The sequence below is a fragment of the Cylindrospermopsis curvispora GIHE-G1 genome (assembly GCF_014489415.1).
Lineage (GTDB): Bacteria > Cyanobacteriota > Cyanobacteriia > Cyanobacteriales > Nostocaceae > Raphidiopsis > Raphidiopsis curvispora_A.
Genome location: NZ_CP060822.1, coordinates 730,291 through 753,666, shown reverse-complemented (window position 1 = coordinate 753,666; position 23,376 = coordinate 730,291). Strand labels below are relative to the sequence as shown.

Annotated in this window: 19 protein-coding genes; 7 read left to right on the top strand and 12 right to left on the bottom strand. The window is 39.0% G+C overall.

The annotated features are described in order from the left end of the window. The first annotated feature begins 150 nt into the window (after nucleotides 1-150). Entirely contained in the window at nucleotides 151-3,678 is a 3,528-nt protein-coding gene (gene metH / locus IAR63_RS03630; RefSeq protein ID WP_187706620.1) for a methionine synthase, read from the top strand. Nucleotides 3,679-3,952: 274 nt separating this feature from the next. Next, the gene (gene ndhD1, locus IAR63_RS03625) at nucleotides 3,953-5,521 is read left to right on the top strand and encodes a photosynthetic/respiratory NAD(P)H-quinone oxidoreductase subunit D1 (RefSeq protein WP_187706619.1); all 1,569 of its coding nucleotides are present in this window, start codon (nucleotides 3,953-3,955) and stop codon (nucleotides 5,519-5,521) included. A gap of 35 nt (nucleotides 5,522-5,556) precedes the next feature. Here ndhD1 and IAR63_RS03620 read toward each other — a convergent pair whose 3' ends face one another. The 8 genes from IAR63_RS03620 to dndC all read right to left on the bottom strand — a co-directional run bounded on the left by IAR63_RS03620 (nucleotide 5,557) and on the right by dndC (nucleotide 13,155). Beyond that, a complete protein-coding gene (locus IAR63_RS03620; protein ID WP_187706618.1) occupies nucleotides 5,557-6,315 on the bottom strand; it encodes a HEAT repeat domain-containing protein in 759 nt (252 codons plus the stop codon). A gap of 24 nt (nucleotides 6,316-6,339) precedes the next feature. Continuing rightward, nucleotides 6,340-6,792, bottom strand: a complete 453-nt coding sequence (locus IAR63_RS03615; RefSeq protein WP_187707345.1) for a GNAT family N-acetyltransferase — start codon at nucleotides 6,790-6,792, stop codon at nucleotides 6,340-6,342. Between the two features lie 14 nt (nucleotides 6,793-6,806). After that, nucleotides 6,807-6,983, bottom strand: a complete 177-nt coding sequence (locus IAR63_RS03610) for a hypothetical protein (protein WP_167379308.1) — start codon at nucleotides 6,981-6,983, stop codon at nucleotides 6,807-6,809. 23 nt (nucleotides 6,984-7,006) lie between these two features. Then, on the bottom strand, nucleotides 7,007-7,405 hold the full coding sequence (locus tag IAR63_RS03605; RefSeq protein WP_096545321.1) for an ABC transporter permease: 399 nt from the start codon (nucleotides 7,403-7,405) through the stop codon (nucleotides 7,007-7,009). Beyond that, nucleotides 7,387-8,904, bottom strand: a complete 1,518-nt coding sequence (locus IAR63_RS03600; RefSeq protein WP_187706617.1) for an AmpG family muropeptide MFS transporter — start codon at nucleotides 8,902-8,904, stop codon at nucleotides 7,387-7,389. Before IAR63_RS03600 ends, IAR63_RS03605 begins: the two co-directional genes overlap by 19 nt. Before the next feature lie 33 nt (nucleotides 8,905-8,937). Further along, the gene (dndE, locus tag IAR63_RS03595) at nucleotides 8,938-9,333 is read right to left on the bottom strand and encodes a DNA sulfur modification protein DndE (protein WP_187706616.1); all 396 of its coding nucleotides are present in this window, start codon (nucleotides 9,331-9,333) and stop codon (nucleotides 8,938-8,940) included. Nucleotides 9,334-9,369: 36 nt separating this feature from the next. Next, on the bottom strand, nucleotides 9,370-11,415 hold the full coding sequence (dndD, locus tag IAR63_RS03590) for a DNA sulfur modification protein DndD (RefSeq protein WP_187706615.1): 2,046 nt from the start codon (nucleotides 11,413-11,415) through the stop codon (nucleotides 9,370-9,372). A gap of 96 nt (nucleotides 11,416-11,511) precedes the next feature. Continuing rightward, a complete protein-coding gene (gene dndC / locus IAR63_RS03585) occupies nucleotides 11,512-13,155 on the bottom strand; it encodes a DNA phosphorothioation system sulfurtransferase DndC (protein ID WP_096545325.1) in 1,644 nt (547 codons plus the stop codon). A 212-nt stretch (nucleotides 13,156-13,367) separates the two neighbouring features. Between dndC and IAR63_RS03580 the strand changes: the two genes are divergently transcribed. Then, entirely contained in the window at nucleotides 13,368-14,927 is a 1,560-nt protein-coding gene (locus tag IAR63_RS03580) for a DGQHR domain-containing protein (protein ID WP_096545327.1), read from the top strand. A 112-nt stretch (nucleotides 14,928-15,039) separates the two neighbouring features. On the opposite strand, the gene IAR63_RS03575 is transcribed toward IAR63_RS03580, so the two are convergent. From IAR63_RS03575 to IAR63_RS03565, 3 genes are read right to left on the bottom strand one after another with little or no spacing between them, the layout of a single operon-like run. Beyond that, entirely contained in the window at nucleotides 15,040-15,513 is a 474-nt protein-coding gene (locus IAR63_RS03575) for a DNA phosphorothioation-associated protein 4 (RefSeq protein WP_096545329.1), read from the bottom strand. A 13-nt stretch (nucleotides 15,514-15,526) separates the two neighbouring features. Continuing rightward, nucleotides 15,527-17,596: an AAA family ATPase gene (locus IAR63_RS03570; protein ID WP_071241853.1), complete on the bottom strand. Its 2,070-nt coding sequence runs from the start codon at nucleotides 17,594-17,596 to the stop codon at nucleotides 15,527-15,529. A gap of 11 nt (nucleotides 17,597-17,607) precedes the next feature. Further along, complete coding sequence (locus tag IAR63_RS03565; protein WP_006275789.1) at nucleotides 17,608-17,796, bottom strand: hypothetical protein; 189 nt, start codon at nucleotides 17,794-17,796, stop codon at nucleotides 17,608-17,610. A gap of 742 nt (nucleotides 17,797-18,538) precedes the next feature. Between IAR63_RS03565 and IAR63_RS03560 the strand changes: the two genes are divergently transcribed. The 4 genes from IAR63_RS03560 to IAR63_RS03545 all read left to right on the top strand — a co-directional run bounded on the left by IAR63_RS03560 (nucleotide 18,539) and on the right by IAR63_RS03545 (nucleotide 21,612). Beyond that, nucleotides 18,539-19,543, top strand: a complete 1,005-nt coding sequence (locus tag IAR63_RS03560; protein ID WP_187706614.1) for an ABC transporter substrate-binding protein — start codon at nucleotides 18,539-18,541, stop codon at nucleotides 19,541-19,543. Between the two features lie 61 nt (nucleotides 19,544-19,604). Next, nucleotides 19,605-20,393 (top strand): ABC transporter ATP-binding protein, encoded by a 789-nt coding sequence (locus IAR63_RS03555; protein WP_187706613.1) that lies wholly within the window; start codon nucleotides 19,605-19,607, stop codon nucleotides 20,391-20,393. Next, on the top strand, nucleotides 20,390-21,205 hold the full coding sequence (locus tag IAR63_RS03550) for an ABC transporter permease (protein ID WP_187706612.1): 816 nt from the start codon (nucleotides 20,390-20,392) through the stop codon (nucleotides 21,203-21,205). Before IAR63_RS03555 ends, IAR63_RS03550 begins: the two co-directional genes overlap by 4 nt. A gap of 26 nt (nucleotides 21,206-21,231) precedes the next feature. Next, nucleotides 21,232-21,612 carry an allophanate hydrolase-related protein gene (locus IAR63_RS03545; RefSeq protein WP_187706611.1) on the top strand — a complete coding sequence of 127 codons (381 nt, stop codon included), beginning with the start codon at nucleotides 21,232-21,234 and terminating at the stop codon, nucleotides 21,610-21,612. Between the two features lie 5 nt (nucleotides 21,613-21,617). Here the strand turns inward: IAR63_RS03545 and IAR63_RS03540 are convergent, their stop codons facing one another. Beyond that, complete coding sequence (locus tag IAR63_RS03540; RefSeq protein ID WP_187706610.1) at nucleotides 21,618-23,363, bottom strand: CHASE domain-containing sensor histidine kinase; 1,746 nt, start codon at nucleotides 23,361-23,363, stop codon at nucleotides 21,618-21,620. Between the last annotated feature and the right edge of the window lie 13 nt (nucleotides 23,364-23,376).

Here is a 23,376-nt window from a genome sequence, read left to right as displayed (position 1 = left end):
TTGCTCCTCTAACTATCAGTTCGTGGCAAATTAACCTTTGCACAAATGAACTAACAAGTGAACTAAAATATTTCCACTTCATATTCCTAGCCAATGTTACTAAAATGTTACTAAAAGTTAACCTATAAATCTTGAGCTGCGTTTAAAAATATGACCCATTCCTTTCTTGAACGTTTACATAGTCCTGAACATCCAGTTATAGTGTTTGATGGTGCAATGGGGACAAACCTACAAATTCAGAACCTAACCGCCGAGGATTTTGGAGGTCCTGAATACGAGGGGTGTAATGAATATCTAATACACACCAAACCAGAGGCGGTGGCTAAAGTTCACCGGGACTTTTTACTAGCTGGCGCAGATGTAATTGAAACTGATACTTTTGGTGGCACCTCCATAGTTTTAGCAGAGTATGACTTAGCGGATCAAGCTTATTATCTAAGTAAGACCGCCGCCGAGCTGGCTAAACGGGTGGCTGCGGAGTTTTCCACTCCAGAAAAACCCAGATTTGTTGCTGGTTCCATAGGTCCAACCACCAAGCTGCCAACTTTAGGACACATAGACTTTGACACCATGAAATCAGCTTTTGCTGAACAGGTAACAGCTCTATTTGATGGTGGGGTAGACCTATTTATTGTAGAAACTTGCCAAGATGTATTACAGATTAAAGCTGCATTAAATGGCATCGAGGAAGTTTTCAGCCAAAAAGGTGAAAGAAGACCGGTTATGGTTTCCGTCACCATGGAAAGTATGGGGACTATGTTAGTTGGCACGGAAATTGCCGCAGTTTTGACTATTTTAGCACCATACTCCATTGATATTCTAGGTTTAAACTGTGCCACTGGTCCGGACTTAATGAAACCACACATTAAGTATTTATCAGAACATTCACCTTTTGTTGTATCCTGTATTCCCAATGCGGGGTTACCGGAAAATATAGGTGGTCAAGCTCACTACAAACTGACTCCTTTAGAACTGCGCATGGCGTTGATGCATTTTGTTGAAGATCTCGGTGTCCAAGTGATTGGGGGTTGCTGTGGGACACGACCGGATCACATTCAACAATTGGCGGAAATTGCTAAGGATTTAAAACCAAAGGTGAGACAGCCAAGTTTGGAACCTGCTGCTGCATCAATTTACTCCATACAAAATTACACACAGGATAATTCGTTTTTAATAGTTGGTGAGCGTCTCAATGCTAGTGGTTCCAAAAAATGCCGGGATTTGCTCAATGCTGAGGACTGGGATGGTTTAGTTTCCATAGCTCGCAGTCAAGTTAAGGAGGGGGCTCACATCTTAGATGTGAATGTTGATTATGTGGGGAGAGACGGGGTGCATGATATGCACCAGTTAGTTTCCCGGGTTGTGAATAATGTCACTCTCCCCCTCATGCTAGATTCCACCGAATGGGAAAAAATGGAAGCGGGTTTAAAAGTAGCTGGGGGTAAGTGTTTACTCAATTCCACCAACTATGAAGATGGAGAAACCCGTTTTTTAAAGGTCTTGGAATTAGGGAAAAAGTATGGTGCGGGTGTGGTAATTGGTACTATTGATGAGGAGGGGATGGCCAGAACAGCACAGAAGAAGTTTGAAATTGCCCAGCGCGCTTATCGTCAAGCAGTTGAGTATGGCATACCCCCATCAGAAATATTTTTTGACACTTTAGCTTTACCTATTTCTACTGGCATAGAAGAGGATCGGAAAAATGGCAGTGCGACCATAGAGTCTATTCGTCGTATCCGGGAAGAATTGCCAGAGTGTCATGTAATTTTGGGTGTATCTAATATATCCTTTGGTTTAAATCCAGCAGCGCGGATTGTATTAAACTCTATGTTTTTACATGAGGCAATGGGAGCTGGGATGGATGCAGCTATTGTTAGTGCAAGCAAGATTTTGCCTTTAGCGAAAATTGACCCGCAACATCAGGAGGTATGTAAACAACTAATATATGATCAGCGCAGATTCGAGGGTGATGTATGTGTATATGATCCCTTAGCTGAACTAACGAGATTATTTGCGGGAGTTAAGGCTAAACAGAATCGAGGAATTGATGAAAGTTTGCCCATTGAAGAGCGGTTGAAACTACATATTATTGACGGTGAAAGAATAGGTTTAGAGGCACAATTAGCCAAGGCCTTGGAGAAGTATCCCCCCCTAGATATCATCAACACTTTCTTGTTGGATGGGATGAAGGTTGTAGGTGAATTATTTGGTGCTGGTCAAATGCAGCTACCCTTTGTTTTGCAGTCAGCAGAAACCATGAAAGCAGCGGTGGCTTATTTGGAACCATTTATGGAAAAGTCGGGAGCTGGTAGTAATGCCAAGGGGATTTTTGTGATTGCCACGGTTAAGGGCGATGTTCATGATATTGGTAAAAATCTGGTAGATATCATCTTATCCAATAATGGTTATAAGGTGATTAATTTGGGGATTAAGCAACCGGTGGAAAATATCATTCAGGCTTATGAAAAGCATCAACCTGATTGTATTGCCATGAGTGGTTTATTAGTTAAATCCACCGCATTTATGAAGGAGAATTTAGAGGTTTTTAATGAAAAGGGCATTACGGTTCCTGTAATTTTGGGAGGTGCAGCATTAACTCCTAAGTTTGTTAACCAGGATTGTCAAAACACTTATCACGGCAAGGTGATATATGGTAAAGACGCTTTTGATGACTTGAATTTTATGGATAAATTAATGCCAGCAAAAGCAGCAGGTAAATGGGATGATTTACAAGGGTTTTTGGATGAGGTTAAGGGGGATATCCCAGAGATTAATACCCAAATTAAAGACCGGATTAAGGAGGAAGTAAAACAGCAACCCACGGAAGTAGATACCCAACGTTCTGAAGCCGTGAATGCCAATATTGAACGTCCTCAACCACCTTTTTGGGGAAGTAGATTTTTACAACCCCAGGATATTCCTTTAGAAGAAGTATTGTACTATTTAGATTTACAGGCTTTGATAGTGGGACAATGGCAATTTCGCAAACCCAAAGAAAAGTCTCAAGCGGAACACCAGGAGTTTTTAATTGATACGGTCTACCCCCTTTTAGAAAACTGGAAGCAACGTGTAATCCAGGAGAAATTATTGCATCCCCAGGTAATTTATGGATATTTCCCCTGTCAAGCAGTAGGCAATAGTTTATTGATTTACGACACTACCCACATAGATAGTAAAGAAATTAGCACAACTTTTGAATTTCCTCGTCAACGCTCGGGGAGAAGATATTGTATTGCCGATTTCTTTGCTCCCAAAGAGTCAGGATTAATTGATGTATTCCCCATGCAAGCGGTAACCGTGGGAGAGGTAGCAACAAAGTTTGCCCAAAAGTTATTTGCTGAGGATAAATACACTGACTATCTCTATTTTCACGGGATAGCAGTGCAGGTGGCTGAGGCATTAGCAGAATGGACTCACGCTAAAATACGCCAAGAGCTGGGATTTGGTCATGTTGAACCGGATAATATTCGGGATATTTTAGCTCAACGTTACCAGGGTTCTCGATATAGTTTTGGCTACCCAGCTTGTCCCAACATTTCCGATCAACACAAGCAACTACAATTATTAGATGCTAACAGGATGGGTATGTATATGGATGAAAGTGAACAATTGTATCCTGAACAGTCTACAACTGCAATTATTGCTTATCATCCGACAGCTAAGTATTTTACGGCCTAATTAGGAAAAAGTGAGGAAAATCTTATATCTTTGTTATCCAAATCCTGTCCTTATGGGGGAATGGATGATAATAATGTGGGTGTTGGTCTAAATTCCTCACTTCTTTTGTTCTCCTTAAATGTTTCCAATTGTCCATCAAGGCAACTTTAAGATAATTTTGAGCATTTATTAGAGAACTAAAAGCTGAAAATATAAATGTCGTGGAGTGGATAAGGTCACTAATTAGGGGCTCCCGTACCAACTTCATGTTAATTACAGATAAATTGTCATGAATATGCCTAATTTTCCCTGGTTGACGACGATTATTCTTTTTCCAATAGCTGCGTCACTACTCATTCCTGTCATCCCCGATAAAGAGGGTAAAACAGTCCGTTGGTTTGCCTTGATTGTGGGTTTGATTGATTTTGCCTTGATTGTCGCTGCTTTCTACACTGGTTATGATTTCTCCAATCCCGACCTTCAATTGGTGGAAAGCTATTCCTGGATCCCCCAAATAGATTTGAAGTGGTCTGTGGGTGTGGATGGCTTATCCATGCCTCTAATTATTTTGACGGGTTTTATTACAACTTTGGCTGCTTTAGCTGCATGGCCTGTAACCTTTAAACCAAGGCTATTTTACTTTTTACTTTTAGCCATGTACGGTGGTCAAATTGCCGTGTTTGCAGTCCAGGACATGTTGTTGTTTTTCCTGGTGTGGGAGTTGGAATTGATTCCCGTCTACCTTTTACTAGCTATCTGGGGTGGTAAAAAACGCCATTACGCAGCAACTAAGTTTATTTTGTATACTGCGGGCGGTTCCCTGTTTATTCTGCTGGGATCTCTAACAATGGCATTCTATGGTGATAATATCACTTTTGATATGTCATCTCTAGCCTTAAAAGACTATGCTCTCAACTTACAACTGCTGCTATATGCCGGCTTTTTAATTGCCTATGCGGTTAAATTGCCTATCATTCCCCTCCATACCTGGTTACCAGATGCTCACGGAGAAGCTACGGCACCAGTACACATGTTGTTGGCAGGTATTTTGCTCAAGATGGGTGGGTATGCTCTAATTCGCATGAATGCCCAAATGTTACCTGATGCCCATGCCTATTTTGCTCCCGTATTAGTAATTTTAGGTGTGGTAAATATCATTTATGCGGCTTTAACCTCTTTTGCCCAGCGCAATCTGAAACGGAAAATCGCCTATTCTTCCATATCCCACATGGGTTTTGTCACTATAGGTATGGCCTCATTTACTGACCTGGGTTTAAGTGGTGCGGTTTTACAAATGGTCTCCCATGGTTTAATCGGTGCGAGTTTGTTTTTCCTAGTAGGTGCTACCTATGACCGGACTCACACCCTGATGCTGGATGAAATGGGTGGGGTTGGTAAGCGGATGAAGAAAATTTTCGCTATGTTTACCACCTGTTCTATGGCTTCTTTAGCTTTACCAGGCATGAGTGGCTTTGTAGCGGAATTAATGGTGTTTGTGGGCTTTGCTACTAGTGATGCTTATAACCCCACTTTTAAGGTCATTGTAGTATTATTGATGGCAGTCGGTGTGATTCTAACCCCCATTTATTTGCTATCCATGCTGCGGGAAATATTCTATGGTCAAGAAAACGACGAGTTAGTTTCTCACCAAGCATTAATTGATGCTGAACCAAGAGAAGTATTCATTATTGCCTGTTTATTAGTCCCCATTATTGGTATTGGTTTTTACCCCAAGTTGCTCACCCAAGTGTATGATGCGACCACAGTACAATTAACTCAAAGATTGCGGGACTCAGTCCCCACCTTAACTGCGGAAAAAGCAATACAACATGTTTCCGTAAATACCCCTGTGATTGCCCAATAGTTCTTGATTCATCCCCACCTTAGGGTGGGGAATTCCTAAAACCAACCTTCCTGTTCTAGCGTTTCAATGAGTTGCAACCCACGAGTATCTCCCACTCCCAATAGTGAAGCCTTGGCATCTTCTTTAACTCCTAAGTCCTGATCTTCAGCAAAAGCTTGAATTAAGGCGTCTATAGCTGTAGCGTAAATAATATTAGAAGGTAACTCTTTACAGAGTTGACCAATTGCCCAGGCGGAGTTACTGCGCACCCCTGGAGTAGGATCTTGAACTAAGGCTTCTATTAAAGGTGGTATAGCACGAATTATAGCTTCATAACCTATATTTGCCATTTGCGCTAAAGCACTGGCTGCCCATAGACGAACTGCGGGAATGTCTGTTTTTAAAGCATCCGTGAGCGGGTTTAAACAACGATGATCATGGCAATTACCTAATGCCCAAACTACACCCTTTCTCACATAGCCATTTAAATCAAGATTTAGCTGATTAATTAGGGGGTCAACTGCTTCCATAGCAGTATTACGACCTAGGGCGTATGCCGCACTAACTCGAACTAAAGGACAATAGTCAGATAATAGTTTAATTAGATAGGGTATGGATCGCTGATCGGAAATGTCACAAAAAGCACGAGCAGCCAACATTCTTTGTTTAGAATCGGACGCTTGCAAAAGTTCTAGCATGGCATCAGGATCGGGTTTCACTATTTCCGATTCTGAGGTAATTGGTTCTATATTATCTAGTGGACTTTGTAGATCTACTTCATCATCGAGCAGACTAACATTCTCTTTGTCATACATAATATCTTTTCAGTTAGTTAAAAATCAGCCCTCAAGTGATTTTATCATCCAGAGGGATTGGGTTTGATAACCTAGCTGTTCATAAAGCTCTAGAGCAGGGGTATTAGTGGTGAACACCTGGAGTCCAATTTGTCGGTCTCCCTTTTGTTTAGCCCAGTTTTCTATGTGCTGCATGAGGGTTTTAGCAATACCCTGTCTACGGTGGGTAGGTTCCACATAAAGTAAAAATATGTGGGTATGACGACTACCTGTTACCTGATCTATGGCATTACCAGCCCACAAACAAGCTATTGGAGACGGTTGCTGATTTTTATATACCCACCACAAAGGCGTATCATTAGAAAGATAGTTCTCCACAGTACGGCACAGGTGGGAAAAATCTCGGGAGGGAAAAATTTCTTGGTAAGTACGCTGGATAAACTTGACCAAGAGGGCCTTGTCTAGGATAGAACCTCGACGAAGAGAATAGTCCGGCAAAGGAAATTCCAAAGTCAAATGTTAAAATTGTAACTTAGGGTGTAAACTGATAAATGATGAATAATTGTACCAACTGGAGCGGGTGCAGCCATGTCGGCGGGTAGAAAAATCCTCGCACTGACAGCAGCCAAGGCAACTAAAAATACTAAAACAACCAGCAAGGGAGCGATGTACTGACGAAAAATAGACATGACCTGTAATAATCTAAGTGGTTTTAATGTTCATCCCGATCTAAATCATCAAGGACTCTTTCACAGTACCAATTTTCTGGCATTCCTGGATAGTTTTGTTGGGCCTGTTCAATTAATCTTTCCGCAGCAGCTACATCACCAGATAGTCTGGCAATGAGTCTGTTTTTCAGGTAACTTCCTGTTATTTCCTCATCTACTTGTTTGACAGAACCGAAATTTGCTGGTTGTAACTGTCGTCGCAGTTGCCAAAATATTACGTAGTAGAGGGCACAAAAAATCAAAATCAGGCTGACTGTTCCTAGCAGGTTAAGAAGGCTAAATCCCAAATATCCTAAAACTAATTGTGAAACTACATAACCCAATAATAACCCTGTAATTACTAATACGATTGTGCCAAGAATTATTACTGCTTGTGGTTCCATAAATCCTCCTCTTCAAGTCCCGGTCTGTTTACTGTTAACGATTTATTATTCCAAGGGGCGGCTATGGGTAACAGTATTAATCCAGGTAAAGCTGCTAATATAGATAACAAAAAGAAATTAGGCCAACCAGTAGCTTTTGCCCAGTCCCCTGCAGGTGCTGAAAGTATGTCTCGACTTAGTGCCATAAGGCTAGAAAATAAAGCAAATTGTGTAGTGGTAAAGTTATGACTACATAAGCTCATTAGGTAAGCCACTGTAGCTACGGTGACTAGTCCAGCGCTGCTGTTTTCGATCATAATAGCGATCGCCAGGAGAGGGTAGTCTTTGCCAACAATAGCTAGTGTATAATAACCCAGGTTGCTGAGTAGTTGGAGGATTCCAAATACCCAAAGGGCGCGGTTGATGCCAATTTTAGACATTATTATTCCACCGAGGATGACTCCTGTAGTAGTGGCTATTAGTCCAATAATGTAAACTGTTGCTAGTTCCTGGTTATTAAAGTTAATTTCTTTGGCAAATAGGTTGGCTGTGATTCCTACGAGGGAATCTCCCAGTTTATAAAGTATAATGAAGATGAGGATGATTATTGCTTTAGTAATGCCATATTTTTCTAGGAAGATTTGTAGTGGTAAGATTACTGCTTCTTGTAGGGTGTGTGGTGTCAGGTCTTGTGACTGTTCATTTAGTTGGGGTTTGGGCAAGATAATTGAGGCCAGAACCCAAGTTATTAATAGTCCACCCAATATCCAATAAAAGACTTGCAGGGGGATTACCTGGGAAATTACACCCCCCACCAAAGCAGCAGTTATGGTAATAATCAGCAGGAGAAATATGATGTCCTTGGTTTTTAAAAACCTATTGTTGGTCTTGGGTGAATTGTTTTTCTCTTGGGTTTCTGGTGGAGCCAAAAGAGTGGTAATTAGTCCCACAGACATAAATCCTGCCATGAGTAGGTATACCATATTCCATGACAGAAATCCTGCTAACCATGCTGCTAAAGAAAAGGCAATAAATAGGGCTACCCGATAACCTAAAACCCATACAGATGCTCCTGTTTCCAATTCTAGAGGCTTTAAAATTTCGGTTCTATAGGCGTCCCCAGCAATATCTTGGGTGGCACTAAAAAAGGCAATAATAAATGATATAATGGCTAAGGTGATTAGCACCTGGGTGTTTTGGGTTGGTTGCTGTAATGCCATGGTTACTATTGCTAGCACTAACCCCAATTGAGTAATGAACAACCAACCTCTCCTCCCCCCTAAAAAGGATGGAGAAAATCTATCAATTAGGGGAGACCAAATAAATTTTAAGGAGTATGGTAGACTGACTAGGCTAAATAATGTGATTTTGGCAACCTCTACATCAGCATCTTTCATCCATAGTTGCAGGGTGCGAGTGGTGAGAAACAGTGGTAACCCGGAAGCAAAACCGAGTAACAGCAAACTTCCCATCTTGCGACTGTAAAATGCCTGTTTTAGTGCTTGGATTTCTTGAATCATGTCTGGTGTTATGGTTGATCAACTAGATTATTACTACCTTTTCACATTCTTGCTAGTCAGATCTATGAAATCTTCAATACTCTTAATATTTGGATCCCCTGCTAAATATCCTATACCTCTATGTAGGTGCAACCGAAATTGGGTAATTAGGGTTTCTGAGTCTGTTCCTAAACCGTCGTTCTTACACCGTTGTTTTAGTGCTAACAGCAAAATATCTGCCATTTCTCCCCCAAATACTTTCCATGTCAGCTCTACATTACTATCTTGGGGTATGGGTATGGGTGATGGGGGACTGGTTTCAGCTAGAGAACGACAAAACGCCCACCGACATAGTATATTCCATTGTTCTATGCGGGTGACACGTTTTAATTTCAACAGTTGATCCTTGGCCGTCTGCGATAGTTTAATTCTTTCTATGGGTGATTCCATTTTCATACCTGGTATGATATTAACTCTGTTACCTAATTACCAAAAATATCCTTCTTTGATGGTTGTTTCTCTTTTTCCTGAATCATACTCTAAAATATATTCTCGTGCGATCGCCTGATTTTCTCTGAGTATTTCTACTTCTTTCCTGGCTATTTCTGTATCTGTGGATAGTAAAATTACTTGATGGCTTGCTGTGGGAAAATATCTTTCCAATAGATTATTTCTATGGGATGAATCTAGTCTTCCTAGGGGAGTGTCAATTGCCACTGGTAGTTGTTTTCCGGACACTTTTGCTAAACCCCATAAAAAGGCGATCGCCAAGAGTTGTTTTTCTCCTGCGGATAGTCTATGTTTGGGGACTAGTTTACCATGGAGATCATACAATGAGAGTTGGAAACTTTTAGCATCAATTCCCACTCTATAGACCAAATCTGATTTATGTAGTAAATACAAAAAACAGTTTTTTACTTCTTCTTCTAATTTATTTAATTTCCTTAAAGTTAGTTTTTCTTTAAACAAATTTAAATTTTCTTGTACTCGGTGGACTGAATCAATCAAATGTTGATTACTTTGATATTTAAGATTTTTATCGGTATAACTATTCAACTCTCTTTTGGTTTTATCAATGGTGGTGGTTAGATCGATGAACTGGCGATTGAGTATTTCCAGATTGGTATTTGCTCGACTCCATTCTTTTTCAGCCATTTCTCGGACTTTTTGTAGTTTGATATATGCTTCCGGTGGAGCAGCAGCTTGAATTTGCCTATCTAGGCTGACAATTAATTCTAGACAATTGCGCAGTTCAAGCAGGTGGTTTTTGGCGTTATTGTGGACTATTGGCAAGCCATAGACCAGACGATCTAAAGAACTTAAAGTTTCCTCGTCTGCATTCAAGAAAGACTCTTGATAATTATTGGCTTTCACATTTGCTTTAACTGTTTCACTATCATACAATTCAGCAGATAAATCCACATATAAACTATCAATATCTTGATCCAGGAAATTTTCAATACTGGTGATTGTTTCCCGTTCTAGATTCAATTGATTGAGGAAGGAAACCAATCTTTTATCTCTGGTGGTTAAAATATCTCTAGCCACTTGATTTTGTAACTGCACTTGTTGAAGTCTTAACTCTTTTTCCCCCTGGATCTGAACTTGAGATAATAAATTACTAATTAACTGTAAAGGTAACACACCCTCAGCCAATTCGCATAAAGTTTTCCGGAGATTTTCCACCTTGCCAACCTGAGTTTCTCTCTCCCTATCCAGTTGACTGCGTTCCCCAGCAATTTTGCCACCTTCTGATATATACTTATTTAGGGCTTCCTCATATTTAACCTTTAAATTTTTTACGTGATCCTCTAGGTCTTGCAATTGAGCTTTTTGAAAATTTTTTTGCTCCATTTGTTTATGCAAACGGGTTTCCAATTCTTCTAACTTAGCCAAATCCTGATTATCAGCATTTTCCTTTTTTTTGCGATTGACTAATATTTCCAAATCTAAGGACAATTTATCCACCAACTCCAATCCCAAGAGTCCATTAATTGCATCCACTACTATGGGAGGAGGAACTTCCTGTTCTGCTAGTTCCTTGACCTGCTCACCATCAAATAAAAATAAATTAGAAATACCCAAGGGCAATATATTTTCTATGTATTCGTCCCAGATATTGGCTAAAGACTGGGGCCAGGTTTCGTCATCCCCCAAAATTCCCAGGGAATCTTTACCATCCTTGGGGGTTTTTTCCCAAGTTCTCACTACCCGATACTTCACGGGTTTATCATCTTCAATGTGTTCAAAAACCAACTCGATTCTGGTTTTATTAATCGGGTCAGCTTTGTTATTCACACACTGGGTCAGAAAGTCACCATAACTTAAATTTCCTCTGGTGGAACATTGGGCCCTTGCTCCATATAATGCCAAGCGAATAGCATCCATAAGGGTGGTTTTTCCTCCTCCGTTCATCCCCCCCAAAAGAATAATTGGACGAATATTATTCCGATCGATTCTGGTATCTAAATTAATAACTTGCTTACCAGCATAAGGACCAAAGTTTTGCAGTACAAGTTCTAAAAAAATCATAATTCCAGCAGTTCAAAAATCAAGATGGCAAACTAATAAGTAGGGAAGCACAATTTATATTTAATTCTACCCACCCACCTAATCTAAGAATATTCTCTATTCTTCTTGCTTATATTCATGCTTCCTATATTTCATGCTCGCAAAACTCAGTGGTTGCTCTAGGGGTTTTTTATCTTCGGTCTTATATTCAGTGTTATTTTGCTCTTGCACCCGTGGTATATCTAATTGTTTAAATGCCTGACGAATTGTTGCTACATTGCCTTCACTAGCTGCTAGACGTAGATCTCTTTTAAAATGAGCATAATCAATAGCCTCTTGTTGGGAACGGGAACTAGTTTCAAAGCACTTTTCTAAAGTTTCAAAAATCCCTACTCGGCGGGTTTTTTTCTTGAATTGTCTTTCCGTGTCTAGTAACTTTGCCATCAGCTCTAATTCCATAGAGTTACCCGCACAGATTTGTTCTAACACCTCCCACTCATCCCCACCTAATAGACTATAATCTGCGCCAGGTCGAGAATCTTTAAATTTTTCTCCTGTCACTTGTTCATATATTTGGGGTAAACTGTCGTCAAATTCGTGTTTTTCTTCCAGCCAAATACGGCGAATTTCACTCAGTTCTTCCATTGAGATTAGGGTGATATTGGCCATGTTTTCTGGTGCATTCTCTCTCATTTCTTTTTGTGCTGTTAATAATTTTCTTAACCAGTATTCTCGCCAATATTTTGTATATGGCCCAGGTATGGGTTCAACCGACATTTCCCCATTTCTGTTCCGTTCAAATAATTGAACTTCCCCCCAAATGCGACGAAAATCCCTTTTTTCTCTGTCATTTTCAATATCTAATTCCTTCCTAAACTCAACTATTGGTTGCATCCACTCTTTTTCTTGATCATTTTGAATCATTGCACTCAGGGATACATCACGATCAACTAGGGTACAAACCCAACAACCAAAACGAGAACTGCCACAACTAGGAGTAGATGTGTCAACAACCAATGGGCATTCATTGTCTTCCGTTGATTGCCTATACATCACAAATAGATCCTTATTACTGTGCCCCCAAGGATTATCCCACTGCATCAAATATAGCCAAACTTCATCAGTCCGCCAATCTTCTATGGGACTGTAAACCAGGGAATTGGGTAAATTGCCATTGGGACTCAGGCGATCGCGCAGTCTTTTAGCCTCCATTTTTTTCATGGTAGCAGCACGATTTTTACTTTCGGTCTTGCGAATACCCAGAACCAAGATTGTTTCTCCACTTTCCCTAACCATATCACGAATAAAACGGTTAGATGGGCTAATTTTTAGACGTTCAGTACACCAGCGGAATTTTTGACGGGGAGCAGGATATCCCTTACCAATTAGACCCACCCAATATGTCTCCTTTGTTTCTGGTTGTAAAAGGTGAGCTTGCATGGGAACCTGCTGTTCTTGGGCAGCTTTTTTGATATTTTCATGAGAAGCACGTACCCAAGCGGAAACATAAGGGTTCTCTACGCCTGTATCTGTGGTAATGACGTGAATGGTCTTAGTTCTTTTTTCTGGTGGTAAATCAGAAATAGCATTCCAAATCAGTTGTAAGATTGCCGTACTGTCTTTTCCTCCAGAATAACCAACCACCCAGGGTATGTGGTCCAAACAGTATAATTGCTGAATTTCTTTGGTAAGAACTTGAATATACTCCACCAGCTCGGCTACAGTTCGATTCGGCGGGGTTTTACTTTCTGATGTCACCATGGTTATAATTGGGGATAATTGGGAAGACAATTGCGGATGATTTTATCAATTCACCGATGAATTCAGTGGGGATTCAAGGTCGGGAATGTAAATCAGACCTTTACAAGGCTAATTTCTAAAAAGTATTGACAACTATAGTTTCGTACTAGTATGTAATATTTTGGCAAAATAGACAACCTAATCTCCAAGTAAGTTTTTAAAAAATTAACTTCATGGCAAAAATACCTCAAGATAACCGTAACATTTTTCCTCAGTACCCATCAGGTCAACCTCCTCAACTCCCATCTCAAATTATAGTTCAACAAACAAAAATGGGTGATGTTACCGCTTATCTAGGCTCAGTTACTTTAGAATGGTTTGCAACAAAGGTTAAATTCGCCTCTACTCTACCAATATTGCAAAATAAATATAATCCGGTTACAGACAACATTGAAATTGACGCGGATAGTATTGGTCAGATTCAACAGCGTTCTCTTGATTGGTCACGTCAAGCTTCATTGTTACAATATCTAGCTATACATAGAAATCATAAGTTTCCACCAGTACTAGTTGTAATCAGTCAACCCTGGGTGAATGATGCAAAATCAGAATTATGGGGTGGGGAGGGTCGTGCCAAAAAAGCAACCACTGATTTTACCCCTTTAGATGCAAATGGTCATATTGGTTTATTAAATGTGGCAGAAGAGGATGTAAATATATATGCTTTAGACGGTCAGCACCGATTAATGGGAGTTCAAGGTTTATTAGAACTGTTAGAAACTGGAAGACTAACAAGATATAACCGAGATAAAATCCCCACTGATAGTTATATAGATCTGTCAGAGTTGGTAGACCAATATGGGATTGATGTTGACTATCTCAAACAATTACCCCAGGAAAAAATTGGAATTGAATTTATTTGTGCAGTCAATAGTGGAGAAACCTACTCAGAAGCCAAACAGAGAGTCAGATCAATTTTTGTGCATGTGAATTTAATGGCTACCCCCTTAACTAAAGGTCAACTGATCCAATTAAATGAAGATAATGGTTTTGCAATTGTAGCCAGAAAAATAGCAGTAAGTCATCCCCTGTTAGCGGAAAGAGAGAATCGGAAACCTCGGATTAACTGGAACAGCGCCACAGTAGCAGCTAATTCCACCGTATTGACCACATTACAAGCCTTACAAGATATGTCAACTAAATATTTAGGATACAAATTTCCCCATTGGCAACCCCAAATTAAGGGATTGATTCCCATGCGTCCAGACCCTGACGAGTTAGCAGAAGGAATTAGGGAATTTGAACAGCTATTTGACCATTTAGCCACCCTCCCCAGTTATAAAATTTTAGATCATGAAGATACAACTGTTTTACGGCGATTCAGTTTTGAAAAAGGTGGTGGTGAGGGCAATATTTTATTTCGTCCTGTGGCACAAGTTGCCTTAGCAGAAGCTTTAGGGATTTTAGTTTTTAAAAATGGTCTCTTATTAGAAAACATTTTTAAAAAGTTGCAAAAATTTGATCTTCAGGGTGGTTTTAGTCAAATGGAGTTTCCTAATTCCGTATGGTATGGAGTTTTATATGATCCGAATAAAAAGCGGGTTCAAGTGTCTAAAAAAGAATTGGCAGTGAAATTATTAATTTATCTATTGGGAGAAATAAAAGACCAGATGGAAATTGCACAACTACGCAAAGCACTAGCAAGTGCTAGAACCACAGAAGATCGTGCCATTGACTTTGATGGGAACTGGGTTAGTGCTCAAGAGGTAGGACTTCCAGTAGCATCTATATAGGAGTTAAGTAGGGAGGCACAATTATTTGTAGGATGGGTTGAAGTATGAAACCCATCCTGCGTTCATCTTATATTTAATTCCACTCACCGACTTAGATTACAAGTGGGGGGGACTAGGATAAAAATCTAGAGAGATCAAATTCTCCATCTTCTCCATCAATTGTTTGATGTTCACGCTGTAAAAACAATAGAATTCTCTCCGTATAATCCACGGATCCTCTGATTTGAGTCTCTAAAATCTCTAACCCCCCATTAGCATATTCTTCAAAAATTTGATTACGTTGTTTTTCTTCTTCGTCATTATTAGGTGATAAAAGTTGAATGTTCTCCGTTTCTACAATTGCCAGTAATTTGATCAACACATCATATCCTGATGTTGCAAAAACCTCTAATCTGATGGGAGAAGGATCCCTTTTAGAGATTTCTTCAAATGGAATACGCTTCTGATATTTAATACCTAAAGCAGCAGCAAAAGCAATCACATCAGCAAAGGTCTGAAAGGGACCCTGGGCCCCATCATTAGCAACCAAAGCCTTGACAAAATCAGCTTTATCCCCAGCAATTCTAATTCTACTAGTTTCAGCCATAACCAGAAAAAAATTAACTCCTTTCTACTTCTACAATTTCACTGTACTCGAAACCATTAGGACTTTGACGAGTTAGGTAATACTTCTCCCTACCTATTTGCAAAAAGTCCTCTTCACAGTTGGTTTTAGAAGAATAATAGGTCAACACATATTCCTTACCAATTCGCTCCATAATCTCGGACTCAACTTCCTCTCTCCATTGGGTCTTAGTCACCAGCACTACTAACTGATTTGCCAACTTGGGAATGGTTTGTGCAATATGACGACGAGAGTTAGCATCTAAACTGCCAAAGGGTGAGTCCATTACTATGGGGAAGGTACTACTATCGGGAACCATCATGATTTTTTTCTTTTCACTCCATTCCCTTACTTTATCAATAATACTGGCGATAAATGATAAACTCAGAATTTGATTTTCCCCGGTAGATGCTGCAACAGCAGCTTCTATTCCGGTTGTATTCTCTACTAAGGTCAGTTCATATTTTTCGCTAATTTTGGGAATATATGGTGTAACGGAAATTTCTGAGAATATTTCTTGCACTCTTTTTTCTAATTGCAATCTAAATTGCTTTTCTTGTCTATTTTTCACTTCAGTTAATATGTCAATAGCATCTTGGGTAGCAATAATTCGACGCTGTGCCAAAATCTGTCTTCCTTCATTTTGTTTTTGCTTGGCAATTTGTTTGACTACAAGATCAATTTCTGTATTGAGGTGAGAAATTTCTTTTTGGTTTGCTCCTTGCTCCCGATTTAAATCGTCAATTCTTGCTTCTATTTCATCCAATCTCTTTTGTAAACCGCTAATGTCTTCATTTGGGTCTTTCCGCAAAATCTCCTCAATGCTATCTAAATTCATCTCTATGTCAGAAAGTGATGTCTTTAACTGATAGATTCTTTGTTGTTCTCGATTGATCATCTCTAAAAATAATTGAGCTTGTTTTTCCAGATCATCTATTTGCGCTCCCATTCTAATTGCAGTTTCTTCCACGGAAGAAGATCCGGTTTTTCTCAACAGTGATTTAACGTGAAAATGTCCATTCCCTCCTTCTTTTAATTCTGCGCCACAAATACACCTACCACTTTTCATCAGTTCGCTGACAAATTCTCTGGAAATACCAGATTTTAATTGCCCGCGCTGTTTAAAAGCAACAATAATCTGTCTGAATTTAACTGTTGTTTCACTTAATAATAATGTGTATGCCTGTTTGGAAATAGCTTTTTTTAAACCCTCTTTAGTTTTTTTTAATTCCTCATAATTATTGCGTTTTTGATTTTCTAGCCTTTCCCTTCTTTCTTGTAAATCCCTAACTGAACTTAATTCTACCAATCTGGCACTGATATCTTTTTTAAAAACTTGTTGATTTTCTAAATCTTCAGCTATTTCCGTTTGTCTTTGGGAAATTTTACTAATTTCTCTTTCTAGTTTACTTTGCTGTTTCAATAATTGTTTAGTTTCCGCATCTCCAATAGCTGCCAATTCACTGTCTAAAGTTTTTTTAGCCTCCTTTAAATGTTTTGTCGCCAGATCAATTACCTTAACACCTAAAAATATTTCCGTGGCTTCAGCAATTTCAGCTTTTTTATCAGAGCGGACAATTTCTTCTATTCTTTCTCCATCAAAAAAGAAGTATTGATGTAAACTTACAGGCAATATATTATTGATTATTTCCTCCGGTTGTTCAATGGGAAAATACCACTTACCATCATCCCCCACAATTTGAATTGTTAATTTAGTTTTGGTAGCATCAATACTAGTGGGATTTTTATAAACCCGACAGTTACGTTTTGCCCGGTAGCGAACTCCTTCATGTTCCCAACCTACTTCTACCCAACATTCTACAGCTTGATCCTCTCCTACTTCTGAAATCGCACGTTTGTTAACTAGCTGCTCTGTCACCGCGAAAGCAGCTGTAAATTTTTCATATAGCACCCAGGTGAATCCATTTAATAAACTGGTTTTTCCCGCACCATTATTACCATGAATTATGGTGGTATTCTGAAACTCTCCACCTGCTATGGCAATTTCTGGTGTTTGCCCATAAAAGGAACGAAAATTACAAAATTTAATTGAAGTTAATTTCATTGCTACACTACTTATTTTACCGCTTCTTTAATTATTGCTAAAATATCTTCATTAACTGCACCCTTGCTTTTTCTGGCCAGTCGCGATTTTTCCAGTCTACACACTTTTTCTATTATCTGTTTTACTTCCGGTGGTGCAGCAGTAATTGGTGCTTGTACATCCTGAATTTTTGACTCTTGAGCTTCTAGTTCTCTGTTCATGACATTCCCCCCAGGTTTTACCCTCCATCATACCACAATATTATGTATTGTATGTAGTATATATTATTAGTCTATACAAGTTGATAAATTAATCGCGCTTGTAATTTTGTTTATTTAGTCTTGTCTTTTATCGTGTAAAACTGATTGGTCATCTAGAATTAAAATAAGTCGAAATTGAACCTGCCAATCCTGCTGCCAAACTAATGCATCGGCTACAAAACTTTGCTATCTATTGCCCAAATATATTCTGTTTACAGCGATCCTCTGTATTATACCACAAGCTCCCCAAATACTAGCAATAGATAATTTAGATCAATCTCTAAATCCACGTCTACTGGTAAGACTTATTTCTCGTCTTCCCAGTTGGCTAGATTACCAAAATGGGGATCGACAGATTCTCTTCACGATCCATAATCCTGCAGGTTTGGATGGATTAGATTTGTCTCGGAAATACGTTTGTTTGTAGTTGAACGCAACAGCAATGGTCAAACAAATATTCGTCGCCTTGAGTTAACACCGGAACTAATTCAACTCAACCAAAAGTATCCTTTATCTCGCCTTTGGCTTATGGGAAATCTTGGAGGTGTGCCAAACGTTTAGAATAAATAATAATACGGAATAAATAAACCATGTTGTCACCAAAAGATGACATTCTCCCCGATTTCTCCACCAAATCTCCCCTAAATATTTACCCTAACCTTGTAATATTGATTTCATCAACACATCATAGAAATCAAAAGCAATGCGCAGAAGACACTTACTTTATCTGGGTGGTGGTGCTACCTTAGCACTTGCGACCCATGGTTGTACCCAAGGGAATTCCAAATCCACCCCGGATACTAGTGAGAATCCTGGTAAAATCACCATTGGGTTTTGGCCTGTAGCTTCTGGGTTACCCTTATTTGTAGCGGATAAAAAAGGCTACTTTAAAGAAGCGGGTCTCAACGTGGAAGTAGCTCAATTTGCTTCTCCCAATCAAGTAGCTGAGGCTTTAATTGCTGGTAGATTACAGGGTACGGGTAATGGAGTGGCCAGTGGTGTATTGGGCCTGTCTGAAATTACTTCACCGGGTCTGTTTAAAATTATTGCAGCTAATCCCAGTAATGTGGATTATAAACTAGATCAAGTTGTGGTTGGTAAAAACAGCCCTATTAAATCTGTTGCCGATTTAAAAAATAAAAAGTTTGCCACAGGACCGGGAGCGCAAAATCTAGCCATTGCTCAAGCTATTTTAGCCGCAGCAGGGGTTGAAAAACCAGAAATCCAACAGTTAGAGATACGCCAACACGTAGCAGCAATTGAATCAGGACAAATAGATGCTGCTTATACTTTAGAACCTACAGGTACGGTTGGGGATATGAAAGGTATCACCAGAATTTTAGAAAATGGTGTGGTGTCGAAATATATCCTAGGAGATCCTAAAGCACCCTGGTTTGGTGGTGCGGCGGTTTTAAGCACTCAATTTTTGCAAACCTATCCCAAGTCTACCCAATCTTATATACAAGCTTATCGTCGAGCTATTGCGGATATTAAAAACCAACCGGATGCAGTGCGACAATACTTAGTTGGATATACAGCCATCTCTGGGGACTTAGTACAAAAAGTGCCACTAATTACCTACACCATGTATGATGAATTTACCGCTGAGGATATTAACTACTTCCAAAAATTCTTCGATTTTATGACTGATAAAAAAGTCTTTTCCAAAAAAGTAGATGTGAGTAATCTGTTATATAAAAATTCGTAAGGATTCACGCCATCAACCCATTCTGGCTAAAGCCATTATTCAGCAATAATTGAAGATAATCATGGATTCACTTCTACAGACAAAGACAGCAAAATCGGAAGAATTTATCACGGTCAAAGGGTTGTGTAAGTCCTTTGCTGGGCAACCTGTATACAAAAACTTTGATCTCAACCTAGCCAATCATCAATTAGTCTCGATTTTTGGTCCTAATGGGTGTGGTAAATCTACTTTAATCAATATGATGAGTGGTTTAATTCCGGTGGATCAAGGTGAAATCAAAATCCATGGTAAACCCATTCAGCGGACCCGCATTGGCTATGTATTTCAAAATTACCGAGACTCTCTTTTTCCCTGGATGAGCGCCTACGATAATATTGCCTATCCACTGCGGGTCAAAGGTATTTCTGAACGGGAGTGTCGTCATTCTGTAGAGCATTTAATTGAGACTTTCAATATTTGCTTAGATCTAAAACGATATCCCTATAGTTTTTCTGGTGGACAGCAGCAGTTAGTTTCAATTCTCAGAGCGTTAGTTGCCCAACCGGAGGTGCTATTTTTAGATGAACCATTTTCAGCTTTAGACTTTGAAACTACCTTATTTGTACGAGATAAATTGCAAGAAATTTTTATGGCTACCACCATTCCTATGCTGATGGTTGTACATAACCTAGAGGAGGCGATATTTTTAGCTGATAAGATTTTATTACTAAGTAAACGTCCAACCCGAGTGGTTGAGACAGTGACCTTTGATGCTCCTCGACCTCGCACACCTGAAACTCTAACTTCTCATAAATTTGTAGAAGTCAGTCGTTATTGTTTAAATATTTTTCGCCAGGAAATGCAAAAATGAATTTCCCATTTTCTACCATCATCAAGAACAAAAATTCAAACCAAGGTTTAAACCTAGATTTCATCCTGAACCGCTGTTTACCTTTAACTGGTGTTCTATTGTTTTTTGGATTGTGGTGGTTTATTGCTGTATCAGGATTTGTTAATCCCGTTTTGCTACCAACTCCCTTAGCAACAGTCCAAACCTTGATGGAGGGATTGTTTGGTGGTTCCATGTTCTCTGATTTAGCTACCACAGTTTTACGAACATTTAGCGCCTTTTTTCTAGCTACCTTATTTGGCATTCCCCTAGGTGTGGGATTGGGAAGTTCTGAAAAAATCTATCGTAGTCTGGAGTTTCTAATTGAGTTCTTTAGGTCTACCCCCGCTAGTGCATTGATTCCCTTATTTATTCTCTTTTTTGGTATTAGTGATTTTTCTAAGGTGGTAATTGCTGGCTTTAGTGCTTTCTTATTAATTGTTTTCAATAGTGCTTACGGAGTAATTCATGCCAAACAATCTCGGATTTTAGCTGCTAGAGTCATGGGAGCAAATCGCTGGCAAATTTTTAAGGATGTATTATTATTAGAGAGCTTACCACAAACTTTTATTGGACTGCGCAGTGGAATTAGTATTGCTCTTGTGATTGTGATTGTTTCTGAGATGTTTATTGGTAGTCAACAAGGATTAGGAAAGCGTATTATTGATGCTCAACAGATTTTAAATGTTCGGGATATGTACGCATCAATTTTAATTACAGGGAGTTTAGGTTACCTGCTGAACATGCTATTTTTATCACTGGAAAAGCGTTTAATACACTGGAGTGGTAAGTAATTGTTTAATTATTTGAGGGAGAAATCATGATTGAATTTGCTGTAAATGGAACCCTAATGAGGGGACTAAAATTAAATAATAATTTGCTGAACGTGGGTGCGGTTTTCGACCGAGAATCTTCCACAGCACCCTGCTATCGTCTATGGTCAATTGATGATCAATATCCGGGAATGCTTCGTGATGTGGAAGGAGGTAAATCCATTAGTGTGGAGATTTGGCAAGTTCCTTTAGGAGGAATTGCTGATATTTTAATACAAGAACCACCAGGGTTGTGTGTGGGTAAAATTGAGTTGTATGATAAAAAAGTAGTTTTGGGAGTGTTAGCAGAGCCTTTTTTAGTAGCAGGAAAAAAAGAAATTACTATGTATGGTGGATGGCGAAAGTATGATCAATCATGTGATCAATAAATAATCTACTCAAAAATTGGTAATTTCACCATAACTAATGTTCCTTGACCTAGTTCACTTTTAATTTTCCATTCACCCTTATGTGTTTGTATACAAGCTTTGACAATAGCTAGACCCAATCCAGTACCCCCAATTTCTCTCACATTACTACCTCGATAAAATGGTTTATAGATGTGAGGTTTATCATCGGGAGAAATGCCAATACCAGAGTCTTGAATTTGCCAAATAATGTTTTGTTCCTCTTGGGTAATTCTCATTTGGACTGGAATTCCACCTGGAGAATATTTAATGGCATTATCTAGAAGGTTAATTAGAATAGAACGAAGCAATTTTTTATCTAAGAATACTTGGGTTAATTTAGAAGAAAATTCTAACTCAATAGGGTGATCGGTAGTTAACTGGATTTCCCCTATGATTTTCTGGCAAAAATCTTTTAAATTAAATATCTCAGGTTGAAATTCTAACTGTTGAAATTCGGATCTGTTTAAAAGTAATAAATCATTGATTTGCTTGCTCATTTGCCGAGCAGTTAGGTTAATACGCTGAATATTAAATTGTTTTTGTGTTTCTGTCAGGCGATCATAGTTAATTTGCAGGCTTTCACTAGATAATAAAATCGTACTCAAGGGAGTTCTTAATTCATGGGAAGCCATGGAAAAAAAGCGAAATCTCAATTCACTTAAACTTCTGGTTTTTTCTAGATCTCGATTTAAAATATATAAGAAGAATACCAAACTGCTGGTTATTAAACATCCTATAATAAGAGTGGCAAAAGTGGTGTAGGGTTGTTCTACCGGATAATCTGGTGATGGAGAAAATTCAATCCTCCATTTTCTTTGACCTATTTTGAGAGTTTTTTGACAAATTTGAGGATCGGAACATAAAAAATAGTGATAGATATTTCTGGTGACTGGTATGGATTGGTTGACAACTGTTTTACGGGTGGCGTCATACTGACCCAGAAATTTTTCTCCTGACTTTGCATCCTGATCTTGGATGATAAAGTTAATGCTATATCGCAAGTTTTTCAGGGACTCTTCAACTACGTCTGACAACCGAAACACACCTATTAAAACTCCCCTAATTGGCAATGTCATCTTCTCTTTAGACTGTGGATCATCCACTGGTAAAAAAACTAAAAATCCAAATTGATCCCGTCTTTCTTGTACCAAACGAATTCTCCCAGTAGTGGTTATCTGTTTGGTTTTAATAGCTTGACTAATAGCTATTTTACGAGTAGGATGGGAATTAAGATCATACCCGAAAGCAGACTCATTACCTTGGAAGGGCGCTACATAAGTTACGGGAAAATAATAGGGACGTTTTTGAGCTACTACCAGTTGATTTTGCCGGTTTAATTCCCTAATGCGAAAATTTTTGTATCCTTCAAGTTGTATTTGTTTTTCATAGGAAAAACGCTCTTGGTGGGAAATCAGAGGCGCCCATTCTAAAGCTTGTATCCCAGAATAGATTTGGATTGAACGATGGGTAAATTTATGGAAGGATGAACGATCAATGGGCTTTTTGTCTTTTTGTATATAATGATGTGTGGCATAATAGTCTCCTAAAAATCCTATAATATCAATGTAGCGATTTAAACTACGTTGTAAGGCTGTAGTTAGATTTTCAGTTTGTCGCTGGAACCGTAATTGCTGATTGGATTTTTCCCAATGACTGATCATAAGTGTGGCTAATCCCGATAAGCTCACACCCACAACTGATACAATAATTAGTAATCTATTGTTAACCATGGGGGATATGATA